General features: G+C 61.4%; 12 protein-coding genes. 3 read left to right on the top strand and 9 right to left on the bottom strand.

Annotation, left to right across the window (positions count from 1 at the left end):
• Positions 1 to 163: 163 nt before the first annotated feature.
• Together ACX80T_RS07030 and ACX80T_RS07035 are read right to left on the bottom strand one after the other, a co-directional pair.
• Positions 164 to 1957 carry a BCCT family transporter gene (locus tag ACX80T_RS07030; protein WP_459304073.1) on the bottom strand — a complete coding sequence of 598 codons (1794 nt, stop codon included), beginning with the start codon at positions 1955 to 1957 and terminating at the stop codon, positions 164 to 166.
• A gap of 189 nt (positions 1958 to 2146) precedes the next feature.
• Positions 2147 to 3970 carry an ABC transporter ATP-binding protein gene (locus tag ACX80T_RS07035; RefSeq protein WP_459304074.1) on the bottom strand — a complete coding sequence of 608 codons (1824 nt, stop codon included), beginning with the start codon at positions 3968 to 3970 and terminating at the stop codon, positions 2147 to 2149.
• Between the two features lie 80 nt (positions 3971 to 4050).
• Between ACX80T_RS07035 and ACX80T_RS07040 the strand changes: the two genes are divergently transcribed.
• Positions 4051 to 4680, top strand: a complete 630-nt coding sequence (locus ACX80T_RS07040) for a PH domain-containing protein (RefSeq protein WP_116778671.1) — start codon at positions 4051 to 4053, stop codon at positions 4678 to 4680.
• Between the two features lie 64 nt (positions 4681 to 4744).
• Here the strand turns inward: ACX80T_RS07040 and ACX80T_RS07045 are convergent, their stop codons facing one another.
• The 3 genes from ACX80T_RS07045 to ACX80T_RS07055 form a co-directional block, all read right to left on the bottom strand.
• On the bottom strand, positions 4745 to 5794 hold the full coding sequence (locus ACX80T_RS07045; RefSeq protein WP_116778670.1) for an ABC transporter permease: 1050 nt from the start codon (positions 5792 to 5794) through the stop codon (positions 4745 to 4747).
• Complete coding sequence (locus ACX80T_RS07050; protein ID WP_459304075.1) at positions 5791 to 7332, bottom strand: ABC transporter permease; 1542 nt, start codon at positions 7330 to 7332, stop codon at positions 5791 to 5793. Before ACX80T_RS07050 ends, ACX80T_RS07045 begins: the two co-directional genes overlap by 4 nt.
• A 214-nt stretch (positions 7333 to 7546) precedes the next feature.
• A complete protein-coding gene (locus tag ACX80T_RS07055; protein WP_459304076.1) occupies positions 7547 to 9325 on the bottom strand; it encodes an ABC transporter family substrate-binding protein in 1779 nt (592 codons plus the stop codon).
• A gap of 432 nt (positions 9326 to 9757) precedes the next feature.
• Between ACX80T_RS07055 and ACX80T_RS07060 the strand changes: the two genes are divergently transcribed.
• A complete protein-coding gene (locus ACX80T_RS07060; RefSeq protein ID WP_459304077.1) occupies positions 9758 to 11236 on the top strand; it encodes an S-layer homology domain-containing protein in 1479 nt (492 codons plus the stop codon).
• On the opposite strand, the gene ACX80T_RS07065 is transcribed toward ACX80T_RS07060, so the two are convergent.
• From ACX80T_RS07065 to ACX80T_RS07075, 3 genes are all read right to left on the bottom strand, one after another.
• Positions 11233 to 11535, bottom strand: coding sequence for a YciI family protein (locus ACX80T_RS07065; RefSeq protein ID WP_459304143.1), 303 nt, complete (start codon positions 11533 to 11535; stop codon positions 11233 to 11235). The genes ACX80T_RS07060 and ACX80T_RS07065 overlap by 4 nt on opposite strands.
• A gap of 112 nt (positions 11536 to 11647) precedes the next feature.
• The gene (locus ACX80T_RS07070; protein WP_459304078.1) at positions 11648 to 13357 is read right to left on the bottom strand and encodes a glycosyl hydrolase family 18 protein; all 1710 of its coding nucleotides are present in this window, start codon (positions 13355 to 13357) and stop codon (positions 11648 to 11650) included.
• Between the two features lie 107 nt (positions 13358 to 13464).
• On the bottom strand, positions 13465 to 15981 hold the full coding sequence (locus tag ACX80T_RS07075) for a GcvT family protein (RefSeq protein WP_459304079.1): 2517 nt from the start codon (positions 15979 to 15981) through the stop codon (positions 13465 to 13467).
• Positions 15982 to 16276: 295 nt separating this feature from the next.
• On the opposite strand from ACX80T_RS07075, the gene ACX80T_RS07080 reads away from it, so the two are divergent.
• Entirely contained in the window at positions 16277 to 17056 is a 780-nt protein-coding gene (locus ACX80T_RS07080) for an IclR family transcriptional regulator (RefSeq protein WP_459304080.1), read from the top strand.
• On the opposite strand, the gene ACX80T_RS07085 is transcribed toward ACX80T_RS07080, so the two are convergent.
• Entirely contained in the window at positions 17049 to 17813 is a 765-nt protein-coding gene (locus ACX80T_RS07085) for a methylenetetrahydrofolate reductase (RefSeq protein ID WP_459304081.1), read from the bottom strand. The two genes, ACX80T_RS07080 and ACX80T_RS07085, sit on opposite strands and share 8 nt — an antisense overlap.
• Between the last annotated feature and the right edge of the window lie 94 nt (positions 17814 to 17907).

The following is a 17907-nucleotide window of genomic DNA, read 5'->3' on the forward strand; positions in this document are numbered from 1 at the left end:
GCCTGCTTGTACCAGTCTAAGCTCTCAGGAAAAAATGCCCTAACGCGGCGATCAGCTCGGGTCAAAATAGCAGGTCCTCGGTGTTCCACGCAGAAACGGCCCGCCCCTGAAGGGCGAGCCGTTTCCGTGTCCTACCCCGGTGAACAATGGGGCAGCTCTTTAGCTAAAGTGCTAGGACTTTTTGGAGCGGGAAAGCTTCCAGCGCCGGGCCCCCGAGTTTCCGGCTGCCCCCCGTGGAGCTTCCTCGAGGTGGTAATCCCGCCAGCTGATCCTGGATCTGCTGATCCATCCGATCAGACATGTGTTCGCTGACATGGTCGTTGACCTGATCGGCAACAGCTATGCGTGCCTGGCGCCGCTGGGCACGCAGGAAATCCTGGTGCTCCTCGTGGAATGCCTTGACCGTGGCAATGCACATGAAGATCATCACCACACTGAACGGCAGTGCGGTCAGGATGGCCGCCGTCTGGATGGAGGCCAGTCCATCATCGCCAACCAGGAGCAGGGAGATTGCTACCGTAGCGGCGGCAACGGCCCAGAACGCGCGGATCCAGTGGTTGGGATCCGGGTGCCCGCCGGTTGAGATCATGCTCATCACCAGAGCACCGGAGTCCGCCGAGGTGATGAAGAAGATTGCGATCAGGATGATCGCCCCGATCAACAGGATCGGACCGCCGGGTAGGTCTGTCAGGAGCCCGAACAGCGCGTTATTGGTATCCACCGCACCGTCTTCCCCAACCAGACCGCCGTTGCCGAACAGCTCGCGGTAGAGGGCTGATCCGCCGAGTACCGAGAACCAGAGGAAGGTGAGCAACGTCGGAACGAGCAGCACGCCGGCAACGAATTCGCGCACGGTACGGCCCTTGGAAATGCGGGCGATGAAGATGCCTACGAACGGGGCCCAGGAAATCCACCAGCCCCAGTAGAAGGTGGTCCAGGCCGACTGCCAGGCTTCGCCGTCGGCTCCGGCAAAGGCGAGGGTGTCGAAGGTCAGACCCACAACGTTCTGCAAGTAGTTACCAATGGACTGAACGAACTCACGGAGCAGGAACAGCGTTGGGCCGGTGAAAAGAATGAAGAGAAGCAGCACGCCGGCGAGCACCAGGTTGGTGTTGGACAGCCATTTCATGCCCTTGCCTACGCCTGAGATAACTGACACCAGGGTCAAGGCTGTGATGCACAGGATGAGACCAACCTGGGTGAACTTGGTTGCTTCCATGATGTTGGCGGTATCGAGCCCCGCCGACATCTGGAGAACGCCGAGTCCCAGGGAGGTAGCGACGCCAAATAGGGTGCCAACCAGGGCAACGATGTCAATGGCGTCGCCCCATTTGCCCTTGACCTTGTCGCCCAGCAGAGGTTCGAGGGTCCAACGAATGGAGATGGGACGACCGCGGCGGTGCACCGCATAGGCAATAGCGAGGCCTACTACTACGTAAATGCTCCAGGCGTGGAGGCCCCAGTGGAGGAAGGTCTGGGTCAGGGCTTGCTGGGCAAGCTCAATGCCGGTCCCTTCTGTCCCGGGCGGGGGTGCAGCGAAGTGGTTCAGCGGTTCAGCGACGCCCCAGAAGACCAGGCCAATGCCCATGCCAGCAGCAAAGAGCAGCGCAAACCAGGACATCAGCGAGAATTCCGCCCGGTCCTCGTCCTTACCAAGACGGATATCGCCGAAGCGACTCAGGCCGACCCAGAGCGAAAAAACAACGAACATGGCAACGATGGCCACGTAGTACCAGCCGAACGCGCTGATGACGTTCGTCTGGATGGCGCCGAAGACTTCGGCGGCCGTGGAGGGGAAGATGAGGGCGAAGCCCACGAACACCACGATAAGCGCAGCGGCCGGAATGAACACCGCTTTGGACAGCCGTGAAGCTGGCTGCGGTTTCCCTTCCGTGGGATGGCCATCTGACTCGCCGGGTGGACTATCGGTTGCCGGATTTCCGGACCTGAGGGACATTCGGGTAACTCCTCATGCTTCTTGTTTTAAGGTGAGAATGACTATTGACAAGGCTCTACCTAGGCAGTAGGGCCTAACCCAGCGTACAGAAGGACCGGTCCCGATGCACAAGGCCGGCTTAACGCGAGAACGACGGCGACCCATCCGCGGAAGGGATGTGTCGCCGTCGTTCCTGGTAAACGGGAGCCGTTACTCGGCTGATGCGAGGAGCTTCGCCCGCAGCTCCCGGCGTTCGCGCTGCTTCTCCGGGTTCGGCAGCGGGACCGCCGCGAGGAGCCGCTGAGTGTAGGGATCCTGAGGCCGCCGAAGGATCTGGTCCCTGGTCCCCTGCTCCACAATCCTGCCTCGTCGCATCACGCAAATCCGGTCGGACATGAGGTCGACGACGGCGAGGTCGTGGGTGACGAACAGGCAGGCGAACCCGAGCTCCTGCTGCAGGTTCTTCAGCAGTTCCAGCACGGTGGCCTGCACCGACACATCGAGTGCTGAGGTCGGTTCATCAGCCACGAGAAGCTTCGGTTTCAACGATAGTGCGCGAGCAATACCGACCCGCTGCTTCTGCCCACCCGAGAGCTCATGTGGGTACCGGTTGCGGTAGGCGCGCGGCAGCTCCACCTGGTCGAGGAGGGTCTCGATCCGCTTCTGCAGATCGGCGCCCTTAGCCACCTTCGCCAGGAACATCGGTTCGCCGATGCTCTCCCCCAGGGGCAGCCGGGGGTTCAATGATGAGGAAGGGTCCTGGAAGACCATTCCCACGTTGCGGCGCAGCTCGAACAGTTCCTTACGGGTCGCGTTCGAGATTTCCTTGCCGGTGACGGTCAGCGACCCTGCGGCGACGGGCAGCAAGCCAACTGCCGCACGCCCGATGGTTGTTTTCCCTGATCCTGACTCGCCAACCAAGCCGAGAATCTCTCCCGGGTAGATGGCCAGATTCGCCCCTTCGACCGCCCGGAATGCGGGGACCCTGCCCTGTTTGGGGTACTCGATTGCCACATCTGTGAGTTGCAACACTGCGGCACCGCGCGAGGTGTCAGCGGCGCGTTCTGCTTCATCGAGCCGCGCCTGGTTGTCGCGTTCGCGCCGCATCAGCTCGTCCTGGTCGACGTCCCTGAGCTCGGTGCGGGTGGCGGCTGCAAGCGCTGCGGTGACATCTACTTCATCGGTGTCGCCGCCGCCCTGCCCAAGGTGGGGCACCGCGGCGAGCAGTTTCCTGGTGTATTCGTGCTGCGGGTCATGAAAAATCTGTGCGGAGGTGCCCGCTTCAACGATCCGGCCCTTGCTCATCACTACGATGTGGTCGGCGAGGTCGGCGACCACTCCCATGTCATGGGTGATCAATACGATGGCACTGTTTAGCTTGTTGCGCAGGTTGCGCATCAGGTCCAGGATTTCGGCCTGAACAGTCACGTCCAGCGCGGTTGTGGGCTCGTCGGCAATGAGTAGCTTCGGATCACAGGAAAGCGACTGGGCGATCATGGCCCGTTGGCGCTGCCCACCAGACAGCTGGTGCGGGTAGGACTTGAACGCCTTCTCAGGGTCGGGAAGCTCAACCATGTCAAGCAGCTTCAGCGCCCGCTCTTTGGCCTCGTCCGGGGAAATCTCGTTGTGCAGGCGGATGGTTTCGATGATCTGGAACCCGATGGTGTACACCGGGTTCATTGCGGTCATCGGTTCCTGGAAAATGACCGCAACGTCACGGCCACGAACCTGGCGAAGTTTGCTTCCGGTCAGCCCGAGGATCTCCCTGCCGTTGAGCTTCACGCTGCCCGTGGTGCGGCTGTTTTCAGGGAGCAAGCCCAGGAGAGACATGGAGCTCGCGCTCTTGCCCGATCCGGACTCGCCCACGATGGCGAGTACCTCACCGGCCTTGACCTCGTAGTTCAGGTCGATGGCTGCAGGGACCCAGACCTTGTCCACGCCATAGTCGACGCTCAAGCCTTTGACCTGGAGCACAGGAACGCCGCCCTGGGGTGTCTGGCCTGTTTCCGAATTTTCGATGACGCCGTCGGTCATGATTCTGCTTTCCTTCCGCCCGTGGCCTGCCACATTCTGGTGATTAGTGGACTGGCCCGGAATCCTGAAACTATATGGGTATGAATAGCCCGAGTGATGTAGCCAGTCCCGTCATCTTCAAACCACGATTTGGCAAGTGGTTTGCAGGTTTGACCTGGGTGCTGGCCGGGATTGGTATTGCCCTGTCGGTGGCTGGTGACGGCGTTGACGGTTTGATTTCCGCGTGGCCGTTGCTCGCCCTGGCCTACTTTGGCTGGTTGCTGTTCTGGCATCCGTCCGTGGTGATTGCCGACGACGCAGTAACGCTCAACAACCCGCTGCGCTCCATTTCGGTGCCGTGGGCGGCGCTGATTCACGTCGACACGAAGTTTGCCCTTACCCTCGTCACCGTTCGCGGTAGTCACACCGCGTGGGCGGCGCCGGCTCCCGGCGTCTGGGGCACACACCGGGGTAAGCCTGAGCATGTTCAGGGCCTGCCCGAATCCAGCTACGGTCCAGCCCAGTCCATTCGACCGGGAGATCTGAAGAATACCGATTCGGGAGCGGCAGCCTTCCTGGTCCGTACCCACTGGGCGGCCCTGGTCGACGGTGGACTGGTTGACGCCGACGCCACGGAAACCACTGCTGTGGTTACCCGCATCCACTGGGTTGAGATCGGATGTGCAATCGCCCTGATTGCCGCCAACCTGATTGCTTTCTCCCTGGTCTAACTGGTAGGCGCGACGCGGCAGCACCACTGCCGCGCCTACCGGGTCAACCATGCGCTTCGGCACTTTAGGCCTCGGGGCGGCTGGGGTCGGAGATATCGCCAGAGTGTACTGCCTTCTTGGCGTTGAATTTCTTCTGACGCGGATCGAAAGCATCTCGTAGCCCATCACCGATGAAGTTGATCGACAAACAGATCAGGATGATGAAGAGCCCAGGCCACCAGAACAACCATGGCCGGGTGTTGAACGCCTGCTGGTTGTCGCTGATCAGACTGCCGAGGGAGATATCGGGGGCCCTGACTCCCAGCCCAAGGAAGGACAGTGCTGACTCCAGCAGGATGGCCGACGCCATCACCAGGGTGGTGTTGACGATAATCACGCCCACGGCGTTGGGCAGGATGTGCTTGAAAATGATCCTGGTATCGGATGCCCCTGCGATCCGGGCAGCGTCAACGAATTCGCGCTCACGGAGGGAGAGGAACTCCCCGCGGACCAGGCGGGCAAGACCAGTCCAGATGATCAGCCCCACAAACACTCCGAGCAGAATTACCCCTGCGCTACCACCCATGATGCTGCGCAGGAAGGTGCCGCTGCCGGTGAGGTTGTTCCCCACGCTACCGAGGACGGCGGCGAGAATGATCAGGGGGATCACGATGATGACGTCGGTGAAGCGCATCAGTACTGATTCGACCCAGCCGCGGAAGTACCCTGACACTCCACCGATGATCACGCCGAGGATCCCACCGAGGATGCCGATGATGAACATGATGATCAGCGAGAGCTGGGTGCCGCGCATGGTCATGGCGAACAGGTCGCGGCCGACGCGGTCCTGACCGAATGGGTGGTCACCGAAGTCGAACGGCAGGACCCAGGTGGGTGCGCCGTTGGGGGTGGCGAGGGGAAGAGTCTGAACGTAGTTCCATTTCCACCAGCCCGGGATGCCCGCATACCCGATCGAGGTGAAAGCGGTGATCACCACGAGGACGAAAACCACCATGCTCACAACGGCGGCTGAGTTGCCGAAGAACCGCTTGCGGACGATCTGACCCTGGCTCAGGCCAATCGAGTCGTCTTTCTTCGGGGTCGGCTTTTGCTTGTTCTCTGCTCTGGTGCTCATGCTTTTACCCTCACTCGTGGGTCAAGTACCGAGTAGGCCAGGTCTGCAACCAGGTTGAAGACGAGGGCCAGGATGCCGGTAATCAGGAAGACTCCCATGATGGGATTCGGATCAACGCGGCCCAACGCACCAATGAACAGTTGTCCCATACCGCTGAAGGCGAAGACCTGTTCGGTGATGATGGCACCGCCGATCAGTCCACCGATGTCAAAGGCGACGAGGGTGGCCAATGGGATCAGTGCGTTCCGGAACGCGTGACGCATCACGACTGTGCGCTCGCCCAGCCCCTTGGCGCGTGCCGTGCGGATGTAGTCCTGGTTCATGATCTCGAGCATCGATGCCCTTGAATAGCGGCTGTAGCCGGCCAATGAGATCAGCATCAGCGCAATGGTGGGGAGCAGGAGATGGGTAAAGGTATCGATGCCCATGATCCAGAAGTCACCCTCAAGGTTCGGGGTGGAGGAACCCAGGGTGGCAATTGGCCTGCCCCGGATCCTGCTGTTGTCCGAGTAGAGGGGCCAGGACTGCATAAATCGGTCGAGGAGGATGGTGAAACCCATGAGGAAAGCAGTGAGTCCCGCAGCGTTCATGCTCTGCCGACGGTCGTAGCCGCCCATGAAGTATCCAACAGCGACGCCGACCAGCACGGTAGCGACAGCCAGCAGGACGATCATCAGCGGGGTCGCCAGGTCGAGCAGTGGCTGCATGGTGAAGTAGGCAATCATGCCGATGCCAACGGTGATCAGCGCCGAGTAGAGCGCCTTGCGGTTCTTCAGCCCTGCGGTCAGGAGGGTGACACCGTAGGCAATTCCGACGCCTGCAATGGCAATGACGACGGGGCCGAAGCCTGGTTCGAGGAACCATTGAGTGAGGTCGAGGAAAAAGAGAATGACTGCTGCGAAGGCGAACCCGGCCGCCCCTGCGATCAGACGCTTCTTCAAAGTCCCTCGGGCGACCAGATACCAGATAAAGGCGGAGACCGAACTGGTGACCAGTATCGCAGTGAGGGAAATATTCGGATCGGCAAGGAACGTGTTGAAGCTAATCGCTCCATACTCCTTCAACAGGACCGCCACCCAGAAGATTGGGAGGGAGAAGAAGAGGAACGCCATGAAGGTGACACCGTAATCGAGTCCGCTGTATTGGCGGAGGGCGGTGATGATACCTAGCGAAATGCCGATCAGGATGGCGAGGACGGTGGCGCCAGTGACGAGGAGGATGGTCTGGCCCATCGCCCGGGAGAGTAACTGGGTTACTTCAATTCCGGCGATGCTGCTGCCGAGGTCGCAGGTAGCAGCGAAGGGGATGAGGCAGCTGGCTGCCCCACCAAGCCATTCGAAGTACCGGATAGGGGCTGGGACGTCGAGACTCAGCAGGTCTGTCCGAAGTTGGATGAGCGTTTCCCGGTTGGGAACGTTGCTCTCGCGCAGATCCCTCAGCGGATCGCCTGAAAATGCGGTCAGCATGTAGACGATGAAGGATGCGCCCAACAGGATGAGCACGGCGGCAACTAAGCGCCGGACGATGTAGGTCACCATAGTGTTTAAACCTCAATGTTAAGGTTCCGGGGATCACCCGGCGTTGTGGCAAGAGTGTAATGCACCGAACAGGCAGCCGATATTTGGGAGATCCCAATCGCTTCCCGCAGATGCGCAATTCCGAGGACGGTGCAGGCGCTAGAAAGCGCTGGGGCCAGCGAGGCCGGCCCCAGCGCTTTCGTGTCTAGCGCACTAGATAATGGGTGTGGCCGAATTACTCAGCAACTGTCCATTCCCAGAAGTTCCACCAGATACCCTCTTGGGTCGGGCTGAAGCCGACGCCTTCGATTGAATCACTGGCAGCGTTGATACCGATCGACTGGAACAGAGGCAGGCCATAGCCGGTCTCGAACAGGCGGGTGTCAACGATGGTCTGCAGCTCCTGCTGCTCAGCTTCATCAGTGGTGACGATCAGCTCGTCCATAGCTTCCTGAGCTTCATCATCACAGAATCCGCTGAAGTTGGATGCCGAGCCACAGCCGTAGAGCTGGGGAACACCGGTTACGCCAACGCCCGTGCTGACCCAGCCGAAGATGGTTGCGTCATAGGTTCCCGTACCCAAAGCTGAACCCCACTCGTTGCCGGGGAGTCCGCCGTCAACAACCTGGAAGCCAGCCTGCTCAGCGCTTTCGGCGATGAGGGTGTAAGCGTCAACCCGGTTGGGGTTGTCGACGCTGTACATGATCCGGACCTCAGGAGTTGCTCCATCGAGCAGTTCCTTTGCTCCTTCGATGTCAACTTCGTCATACTCTTCTGAACCGTTCACGGGAACAGCTGCCTCGTAGCCGGGGGTGCCGACGTCGAAGATGTTGGAGTTGCGGTGGTCAGCTTCTGGATCCAGCTGCGCGATGGTGGAAGCAACAATGGCGTCGCGAGGGATCGTCTTCATGAACGCCTTGCGAACGTTCTCGTCTTCGAAGACACCGCTGTAGTTGAGGTCAAGGTGATCGAAGGAGAGCTCGTCGCCTTCGAAGATGTTGACGCCGTCAATGGCTTCGAGTGACGCGAGCGTGTCAGCTGATGCCTGTGGCTGGATAACGTCGACGTCGCCGTTCTGCAGGCCCTGGACCTGGGCAGTGGCGTCACCGATGTAGCGGATGGTGATTTCGTCGAGCTGGGTCTCGGGGCCCCAGTTGTAGTCTTCGTTCTTGACCAGTGTCATCGACTGGTCAGGAGTCATTGAGTCAACGATGTACGGTCCGCTGGACAGGTACATGGCTGGATCGTCAGGAAGGGTGGTGGTGTCGAAGGCAGTGTTCCAGATGTCAGCGACTGGCTGAAGGTCGGGACGTTCCTGAGGATTTTCCGGATCACCTTCGGGGGTGTTCTGGATGAGTTCGATCAGGGCAGCTTCGTCAGCAAGACCGGCCTGGGTTGCGACCACGTGGGCTGGGGTGTCAATCACGCCGTAGGCGATTTCCCAGTCAGCGTAGGGCTCGGTGTACTCGATGGTGATGGAACGGCCATCTTCGCCCAATTCGGGGAGCAGTGACAGGTCCAGGCCAGCGGTGCTGGCTGCTGCGAAGTACGTGGCGCCGGTTTCTGCTTCGGCGTCCGCGTCGTCAAAGTAACCCGAGCTGACGGCCCAGGAGAACAGGAGATCTCCGCCGTCGATTGGCTCGCCGTCGGACCAGGCGACACCCTCGTTGACGGTGTAGGTGACGGTCAGAGGATCTTCGGAAACAACTTCGTAGGATCCGAATTCTTCCCTCGGAACAACCTCAAGCTGGTCGTTGATGTAGTTGAACCCCGACTTGGTCAAGTAGCTGACCTTGCCGTTGATATCGACGTTGCCTGTAGCGCTGTCTGAGTTGAACGAGGTAAACGGGTTTACCTCGGCAACACTTACGACTCCGCCGCTCGAGGCGCCGGTGTCGCCGCTCGCGTCTGGGTCAGAATTGCCGTCGCCACTGTCTGTGCTGGCGCAGGCGCTGAGTGCAAGTGCAGCGATTGCCGCGACTCCCACAGCTTTGGAAGTACGTCCGAAACGCATTCCGCCTCCTATTTCGTGTTCTGGATAGAGCCCCATGTGGTTTTACAAAGAGCTGACACGCCCCTCCCTGAGGAGTGGCGTGCCTCACATGACTAGAAGCCTAAGGGCTAATTGTTGCGGTCAGGTGTCCTAACCCCCATCGCAACCGGGTTGTTACCGAGATGCAACCAAATTTTTTTTCGGGTGTTCATTCAGGGATTTCCCAGCACCCGCCGATCAACATTATTGGCCCAGCTTTTGTACAGGAAACCCGCTGGACACTCATTGGGCGGCAAACGCGAAGATACGCTTCCAACAACATGAGCTTGGTCGACTACCCGCCGCAGTCCTTCCGGTCGCGGCACGACTTCAGCTCACTCTCGCGAAGCGGATCCTCGTTGCGCACCTTCTGCCTTGGAGACCCGCTTGTTGTTGATCAGATCTGCCTTACTCATGGTGTGTGCCCTCGTAGTTGTAGCTGGCACCCTCATCGCTCCCCCGCCCGCTACATCGGCTTCTGCCTTCAGCGACGTTCCGCTGGGCACACCGTTTCATTCCGAAATCACCTGGTTGGCAACCCAGGACATTTCCACCGGCTACCCAGACGGTACGTTCAAGCCGGGGCAGCCCGTCAACCGGGATGCGATGGCGGCCTTCCTCTACCGCCTGGCAGGCAAGCCTGCGTTCGCCTCGCCCAGCCAATCGAGATTTGCCGACGTCCCCATGGGATCGCAGTTTTTTAGGGAGATTCATTGGTTGGCTTCCTCCGGGATCACAACCGGCTGGTCCGACGGGACATTTAGACCGCTGCAACCAGTTAAGCGGGATGCGATGGCGGCCTTCCTTTACCGCTTTGCCGTAAGCCCCCAGTTCGCTCCGCCCCGGGCTGCAGCATTCGGCGATGTTCCGGTCGGCGTCGAGTTCTACAAGGAAATCAGCTGGCTGGCGACCACCGGAATCTCTACCGGGTACCCGGGTGACGTCTTCAAACCGTTGCAAGCCGTCAACCGCGACGCGATGGCGGCCTTTATGTACCGGACCGCACCCCAGCTGCCGCCCGACCACAGCTTGCCACTTACACCTGTGACGAGAGATTTCAGGCTTTACCCTTTCAGCACCTCTGCGTTCTCCAACACCCGGGTGGGACCTGCGATCAGGTTCGCCAGCGCTTCTGACCCACGGCACTCAACCTTTCGCGCCGGCGGCACCAACGTCAACAGCGAACGGTGGTCCATCTCGGTTCAACAAGCCTCGCAAAGCGATCCGGTCGCCACTGTGCGTGCCGACGCCGGTGGCACCCACTCCATCAGGATCCCGCTCAACGCGACCACCACGGGTGGGACTGACCAACATATGTCGATCATCCAGCCCGACGCCCGAACCGCCTATGAGGCCTGGGGCATGCAACGAATATCCGCGACTGAGTGGACAGCCCGCTATCTCGTGAAGACCGACATTCGCGGCGAGGGAATGACAGCTGGGGCGCGGGCTTCTGGAATCAGCCATCTCCATGGCTTGATCCGGAAGGACGAACTGAAGAACCTCGACATCAACCACAGCCTCGCGATCGGTATCGACAACGCGCAGCTCAAAAGCGTCAACAACGGCACCGGCGTCTGGCCGGCACGGCGAGAGGACGGCGATTCAGCGCGGGCTTATACCGGGAATATTCCGATGGGCTCGATGCTAGCCCTCCCTCATGGCACCAACCTGGGTGCGCTTGGACTGTCGCCCGAGGGTTATGCGCTCGCTGAGGCCTTACAGCAATATGGCGGACATGTCCTGGTCCGCTCCAGCGGGGTCACCCTCTACGCGGAGCCCGCAGCAAACCAGACACAGGTCAAAGCCCTCAAGAATGACTGGGCGAAGCTTCGTCCCCTGCTGCGGATAGTCACCAACAACACCAAGGACAACATTGCCGGTGCCCGCTAGCTACCCGGGTCATACATGAACTCACGGAGTTCCTGGGAACAACGGCAGGACACCGCGATCTTCTTCGCCCACTCGACGGCGTCGCCGCGCGTGGGCAACTCGAGCACGGTGAACCTGCCCGTGAGTTCACTGCCCGGGTAGATCGCGCTGCTGGCAGTGCCATCGGCAGAGATCAGCACCGGATCGATGCTCTCGTTGATCCCGCCCGCGAACACATACACGCCGGCAGCTTTGGCGTCCACGATCACAGCGTGAGAGGCGGCGACGACGGCGGGAAACTCTTCTTCAGGGATCATCATCGCTTCGCTCGGGAATGAGATGAGATATTTGGTCTTGACTCGATGATGGCCGTCATTGGGCACGACGGCAATGGTCTCTGATCGACGATCAGCGTTGCCCTGCAGTCGGCGGTCAGTCACCCACCGGCCGCCACGGCCCCCATTGCTCGGCGCCGGGAACATCACCCCTGGTCCACCACTGCGTCCGGTACATCTCGCCCTCGAAGATCACCCGGCGGCCCTCGGTGTAAACCATGTCTTCCTCCCAGGCCACGGGTTCGGCGTCGGCAGCCTCCTGGGCCGACAGCGAGGGGTCGGCTGCCGGTGGGGCGTCCGCCGTCGTTGCACCCGGGGTGGTTGTGCCGGGGGTGATGGTTGGCGGACTGGGTGGCTGCACCGTGGTCTCGGGCATCACCCTGTCACGTGCCGGGCCTCGTGAGGCTTCCCGCAGCTGATCGGAAAGTACGGTCAGGAGCGAACCGTCCCGGTTGCCTGCCAGGTCCCACCACATGCCACCGCCCAGCCCCTTCTCCAGAATGTAATCGCTCTTGAGACGCACGGTTTCGGGGTTGTCGTAGCTCCACCATTTGTCGCCGTCGAACCGCCAGGCCGCGCCGAGTGTCGTGTCGGTGAATTCCTCACCGACCTCTCGCAGCTCGTCGTAATCCTCCAGGCCCGGTTCTTCACCGCCCGGCGCGGGTCCGGTGGCTTCGCCCCAAGGCTCCGCCGAGTCAGCACCCATCCAGCCCCTGCCGAACGCGGCGAGCCCGAGACCGAGTTGGGCGGGGTCGATTCCGGCGTCGAGATAGGCACTGACGGTCCGGTCCACTGAGAAACGCTCGCCGTCTGGGCGTGGATCTTCCGGATCGTCGAAAAGGTTTCCCTGGTGGCCGGTGAGGCCCGGTTCCCACGTTCCCCACAGGTCGTAGCCCTGGATATTTCCGAAGTCGAGGTATTCAAAGAGTTCGGGGTCGTTCCAGCCACCGGCCTCGATAACCTCAGGATTTGCTGGCAGGAAGGCGCTCAGGGAATAGGAGGCACCCGTGTTAGCCCCATGGGCATCGAGTTGCTCCCGGAATTCTTGCAGCAGCAGCCGGAAGTTCTCGGCGTCGTTTTCGGGGTCCACACCGTTACCCTCTAGCCCTTTATCGGTACCCGGCCATTCCCAGTCGATGTCGATGCCGTCGAAGATGCCGGCCGCAGCACCGTCCCCTCCCCTGCCCTCGATCATCGGGAGGTTGCCCTTGATGTACAGGTCGATGCAGGAGGCGACGAGGGCCTTGCGGGATTCGTCGGTCGCCGCGGCACGCGAGAAGTTCTTCGACCAGGTCCAGCCACCGAGTGAGATCACCGCACGCAGCCCCGGGTTGGCTGCCTTCAGCTGCCGGAGCTGATTGAAGGATCCGGCCAGCGGTTGCTCTGCTGTGTCACCGATCCCGGCAATGGAGCCAGCCGCGTCGTAGGCCATGCCGTAGTCCGCCCACGCGTCGGAGGCGCCGTCAGAACCGTCCGGACCGCTTCCCTGAGCCTTGTTCGCTTCGAAGCAAGTCAGCGTCTCGTGGTGGATGTTCCCGAAGGCGTAGTTGATGTGACTCAGGTTTCCGGCGGCTCCAGAGTCCTGAAGGGCCTTCATGGGGAATTGTCGCCCATAGACTCCCCACTGGGGGAAATAGCCGACGCTTCGGTAACCGTTGATGCGGGCCGGAGTGGTAGCGGCGTCATCGGAACCGCTTCCCTTCGAGGTGTTCCCGAAGGAACAGGCGGCAATGCCGCTGATTCCTAGGAGGGCAACGACGGCCAAAGCGACAATCCGCTGGGATCGGCGCGGACGCACGCGTTTCATTCGTTCCTCCGGCATATGAGACCAACACCGGCAGGCAGCGGCTTCTCTAGGTTACGGCATGAAGCGTGCCGCGGGTGGACCCGGTGTGCAAGCAGCTGCCGGGGTCGCTACCCCCTGATCCGCTTGTTTTCCGGGTCGAACAGAGGGGTGGCATCGGTCGCCGCCACCGTGACGGGATACCGGTCTTCCATGTAGTCAACGGCCAACTCGGTGCCGACCACTGCGAGGGCGGGTGGAAGATAGCTCATCAGCACATGCTTTCCCAGAGAGGGAGCGGACCCCGCTGAGGTGACGTATGAGCGCCGCCCGTGCCCGTCGACTAGCGGTGCGCCGTCCCGCTCAACGATTGGTTCACCGCCAAGCATGTATCGGCGCCGCCCGTTGGGAGAAACGTGGTCGTCCACTGTCAGGGAACAGAGCACGGCTGCGGGGTCCCCAGCGCGTTGTGCAAGGTACGCGGCACGGCCGGTAAACTCGGCATCCTTGACGCGGGGCCGCATCAGTCCGGCCTCGACCAGGGTGCGTTCGGAGTCCAGTTCGGCGCCGTGCGCCCGGTAGCTCTTTTCGATCCGTCCGGTGCCTCCATAGACACCGATTCCCACCGGAACAAGGCCGTGTGGCGCCCCCGCCGAGCGGACCAGGTCCCACAGTCGCGTGCCCTGCTCCATGGGTACGTAGAGTTCCCATCCCAGCTCGCCAACGTAGGAGATTCGGGATGCGAGCACGGAGAGCGGGCCAACCTCGATGTCACGGCAGGAGCTGAACCGGAAGCCCTCATGGGAAATGTCGTGATCCGTCAGCGCCCCAAGAATGTCGCGTGCACGCGGCCCCCAAAGTCCCACCGTTGTATAGGCCGATGTTTGGTCGACAAGCTGGGCGCTGCCATTGGCTGGCAGGTGATCCTGGAACCGCCTGCGGTCGATATTGCCTGTCAGCCCGCCGGTAACCACACGGAAGTGACCATCGCCGAGTCGCATCACCGTGAGGTCGGCACGGATACCGCCGCGGGAATCAAGCACGGGTGTGTAGATGACGCGACCAATCCCGACGTCGGCTTGCGCCACGACCGTGCGCTGCACTGCCGCGAGCGCACCCGGACCAACGACGTCGAAAATCGCGAACGCCGACAGGTCAACGACGCCCGCACGCTCACGCATCGCAAGGTGCTCGGCGTTGATGATGGGCGACCACCACCGGCTGTCCCACTCAACTTCCCTCGGCATCACGGCATCACCGTAGTCACCCAACAAGGCCTCGTTGGAGTTGTACCACATGGGTCGTTCCCAGCCGGCGGCCTCGAAGAATGCCGCACCAAGTGCACGCTGGCTGGAGTGCATCGGAGCCAGCCGTAGGTTGCGGTTGCTGGCCCACTGCTCACCGGGATGCACAATCCCATAGGTCTTGTTGAACCCCTCCGCTGCGCGTGCCCTCACATGCTCACCGGTTCGCTGGTGTGGGTAAAATCGCGCGACGTCGGCGTGGTGGAGGTCAATTCCGGGGTTCCCGTGAGTCATCCACTCAGCTAACAGGCGACCAACGGCCGGACCTTCCCTGATCCACACCGCGGCCGCAGACCAAAGGCCCGCAACCTCCGGTGTCTGCCCCAGCACCTGCCCGCCATCGGCGGTAAGTGAGAGCAGCCCGTTGATCGCGTAATTGATCTTGACATCCGGATTGCCCAGAATCTCAGGCATCAACTCCCTGGCCTGCTTCAGCTGCGGCTCAAAATCTTCCGCGGTAAACGGCATTTCGGTGGGTGAGAGATCCGCCTCGTCAATCGATGGAATCCCATCGGCATCGAGCAGTATGGGACGGTGTGCATAGGAACCGACCTCCATGTCGGAACCGTGCTGGCGTTCGTAGCAGAACGTATCCATGTCCCGGATGATGGGGAACGAGATTTGCCCTGGTGTAGCTGCGAACCGGGGCACCGGACCCACCTTGATGAGCTGGTGCACGGCAGGCGTCAGCGGGATGGACGCCCCAGCCATCGCAGCGATTCGCGGACTCCACACCCCACATGCGATGACGACAGTAGCGGCCTCAATATCTCCCCCGGATGTCCTGACGCGACGAATCTGGCCATCCTCGACGTCGAGGCCGATCACCTCGACCCCGGAAACGACTTGCAGCGCCCCAAGTTCCAACGCCTGCTCGCGCATGATTTCGCCGGCACGCACCGAATCAACAACGCCAGCTGAGGGGGTCCAGAAACCGCCCACCAGCACCGACGGATCAATGAAGGGCACCTTCTCGTGAATCTGCCCTGGTGTGACAAGTTCGGAATCAATACCCCAGGCCTTCGCTGAGGACATCCGCCGGCGCAACTCCTCCATCCGCCCCTCAGTGCGTGCCACCTCAAACCCGCCGGAGGTAGTAAACACGCCCATGTCCTTGTACTGGCGGACGCTGTCCAGGATGAGGTCGGTAACACCCCGGGGATGGTTAACGGGGAAGATGAAATTTGATGCGTGACCGGTGGACCCGCCGGGGTTAGGGAGAGGCCCCTTGTCGATCTGCACAATATCCCGCCAGCCCAGCCGCGCGAGGTGGTGCACCAGGGAGTTACCGACAATGCCGGCACCAATAACCACTGCCTGCGCCCGGGTTGGAATGGTACTCATATTCTGCTCCTCCATCGCCGGGGTGTCCGCGTTCCCTGCAACCCGCGGTTCGCCGTCGTCCGCCGCGCCTGCTACCGCACGAAGCCCTCTCAGAATCCTTGTCGGGAATCCGGGTGTCAAGAGTTCGCCCCAATTCCGCAAGCGGTGCATCGTCATACCGCGGATCCGGAACGGCACATCCGCTGCCCGGCGCCCGAGCTGAAAGCCCCCGCTGGTAGAGTCTGGACCGGCCGTCGGGGACAATTTTCGGGCGGACCAGAGAAGAATTGCAGCAAGTAAATAAAGGAGGCAGCACGTGACGAACGGTTCTCAATCCATCGACCGCGCCGCGCTGCTGCTCTCCCTGGTGGTCCGCGCCGACGATCCGATCTCCTTCACCGAGCTGGTGGACCAGACTGGGTTGGCACGGTCCACCGTTTCACGACTGCTTCAGGCACTTGAACGCAACGGGATGCTGGAACGCAACCATGATGGTCGCTTCCTGGGCGGCGCACTGTTCACCCATTACGCCCACCGGTTTGACCGCGTCGAGTCGCTGGCCACCGCCGCACAACCAATGCTTGAGCGAATCGCCGAGGAGACCGGCGAATCCGTGACTCTTGGTGTCCCTCGCGGGGACACGGTAGTCCACGTAGCCCAGACCGACACCACCTACATTCTTGGCACAACCAATTGGGTGGGAGTAAATCTGCCCCCGCACTGCTCCGCACTCGGCAAAGTGCTGTATGCCTTCGGGGCGCTCCGCCTGCCCAAGGACCCACTTGAGCAGAGGACGCCCAACACAGTCCGGAATGTCGCAGCCCTCGAAGGCGAGCTCACGAGGGTCCGGGAACGGGGCTATTCGCTGACCCGAAGCGAGCTTGAGGAGGGACTGGACGCACTTGCCGCACCCGTCAGTGACAGCCATGGAAGGGTTCTGGCAGCGATCGGGGTATCAGGTCCGGCTTTCAGGCTGGAGCAGTCCCATCAGGAGATTGGCGCTCTACTGGTCGCCGAGGCCGGTTTGCTTTCGCGGATCCTGGGGCGGCGTGCACGCAAGGAAGCAGCTGCTCCTGACCCCGGCGCACTCAGCTGACGGGACCTCCGAGGCGCCCGATGAGGTTCCGCCGCCATTCTTCGGCCTGGCGCACCTGATTAAAGGTGTAGATGTGCAGCCCCTCGACTCTGGACTCGGGTTTCACCAAGGCAGGCGCAAGATGGTCAAGGAATCGCTCCGGACTGTAGCCGCCGGGCGCTGCTAGGCGTGCAAAGAGCGACGTGTTCTTGGCAAGGAACCGAGTGGACTCCCCCACCCCGATCCTGGTGGCCACGGACAGCAGTTTCGATCGCTCAACCGGCCCAGGCATGCCAATCCACAGCGGCATGAGGACGCCACGCTTCCGCACGCGTTCAATCCAGGCAGCGATAACCGCAGGGTCCAGGCACAGGTTGCTCACTACATTGGTGGCGTGATTGCGCTTGTCCCACATCGCTTGAATGGTGACGTCGTCGGCGATGACCGGATGGGACTCGGGATAGCCTGCGACTCCCACCGATCGGAAGGGCCGTCCCAGTGCAGTGAGGTCCTGCAGTAATTCGAGCGAACCCGCGTAACTGTCCTTGTCCGGCCGCGCATCCCCTGCCGGGATGAAAACGCTGTCGACGCCGGCAGCCACCAGCTGTTCGATGATCTCCTCCAGGTGTTGCCGACCCTGAACCATTCGTGCAGCAACGTGAGGAATGGTCTGGTACCCGGCGCGGCTGAGGGTTTCGGTCACCGCCAGGGTCGCCGTCAGCCCTTTTCCGGCCGATGCCGTGATGGTCAGCCGACGGCCAACAGGCAGATTCGCCATCACCTCATCCGCAATGGCTGCGGTAGGCAGGATTTCATACCGGGCGGTCTCAAGCAGCCTGCGATAAGAAGGCCTCGCGAAATCCCTTGCACGC

This window comes from Arthrobacter sp. Sr33 (assembly GCF_054511195.1).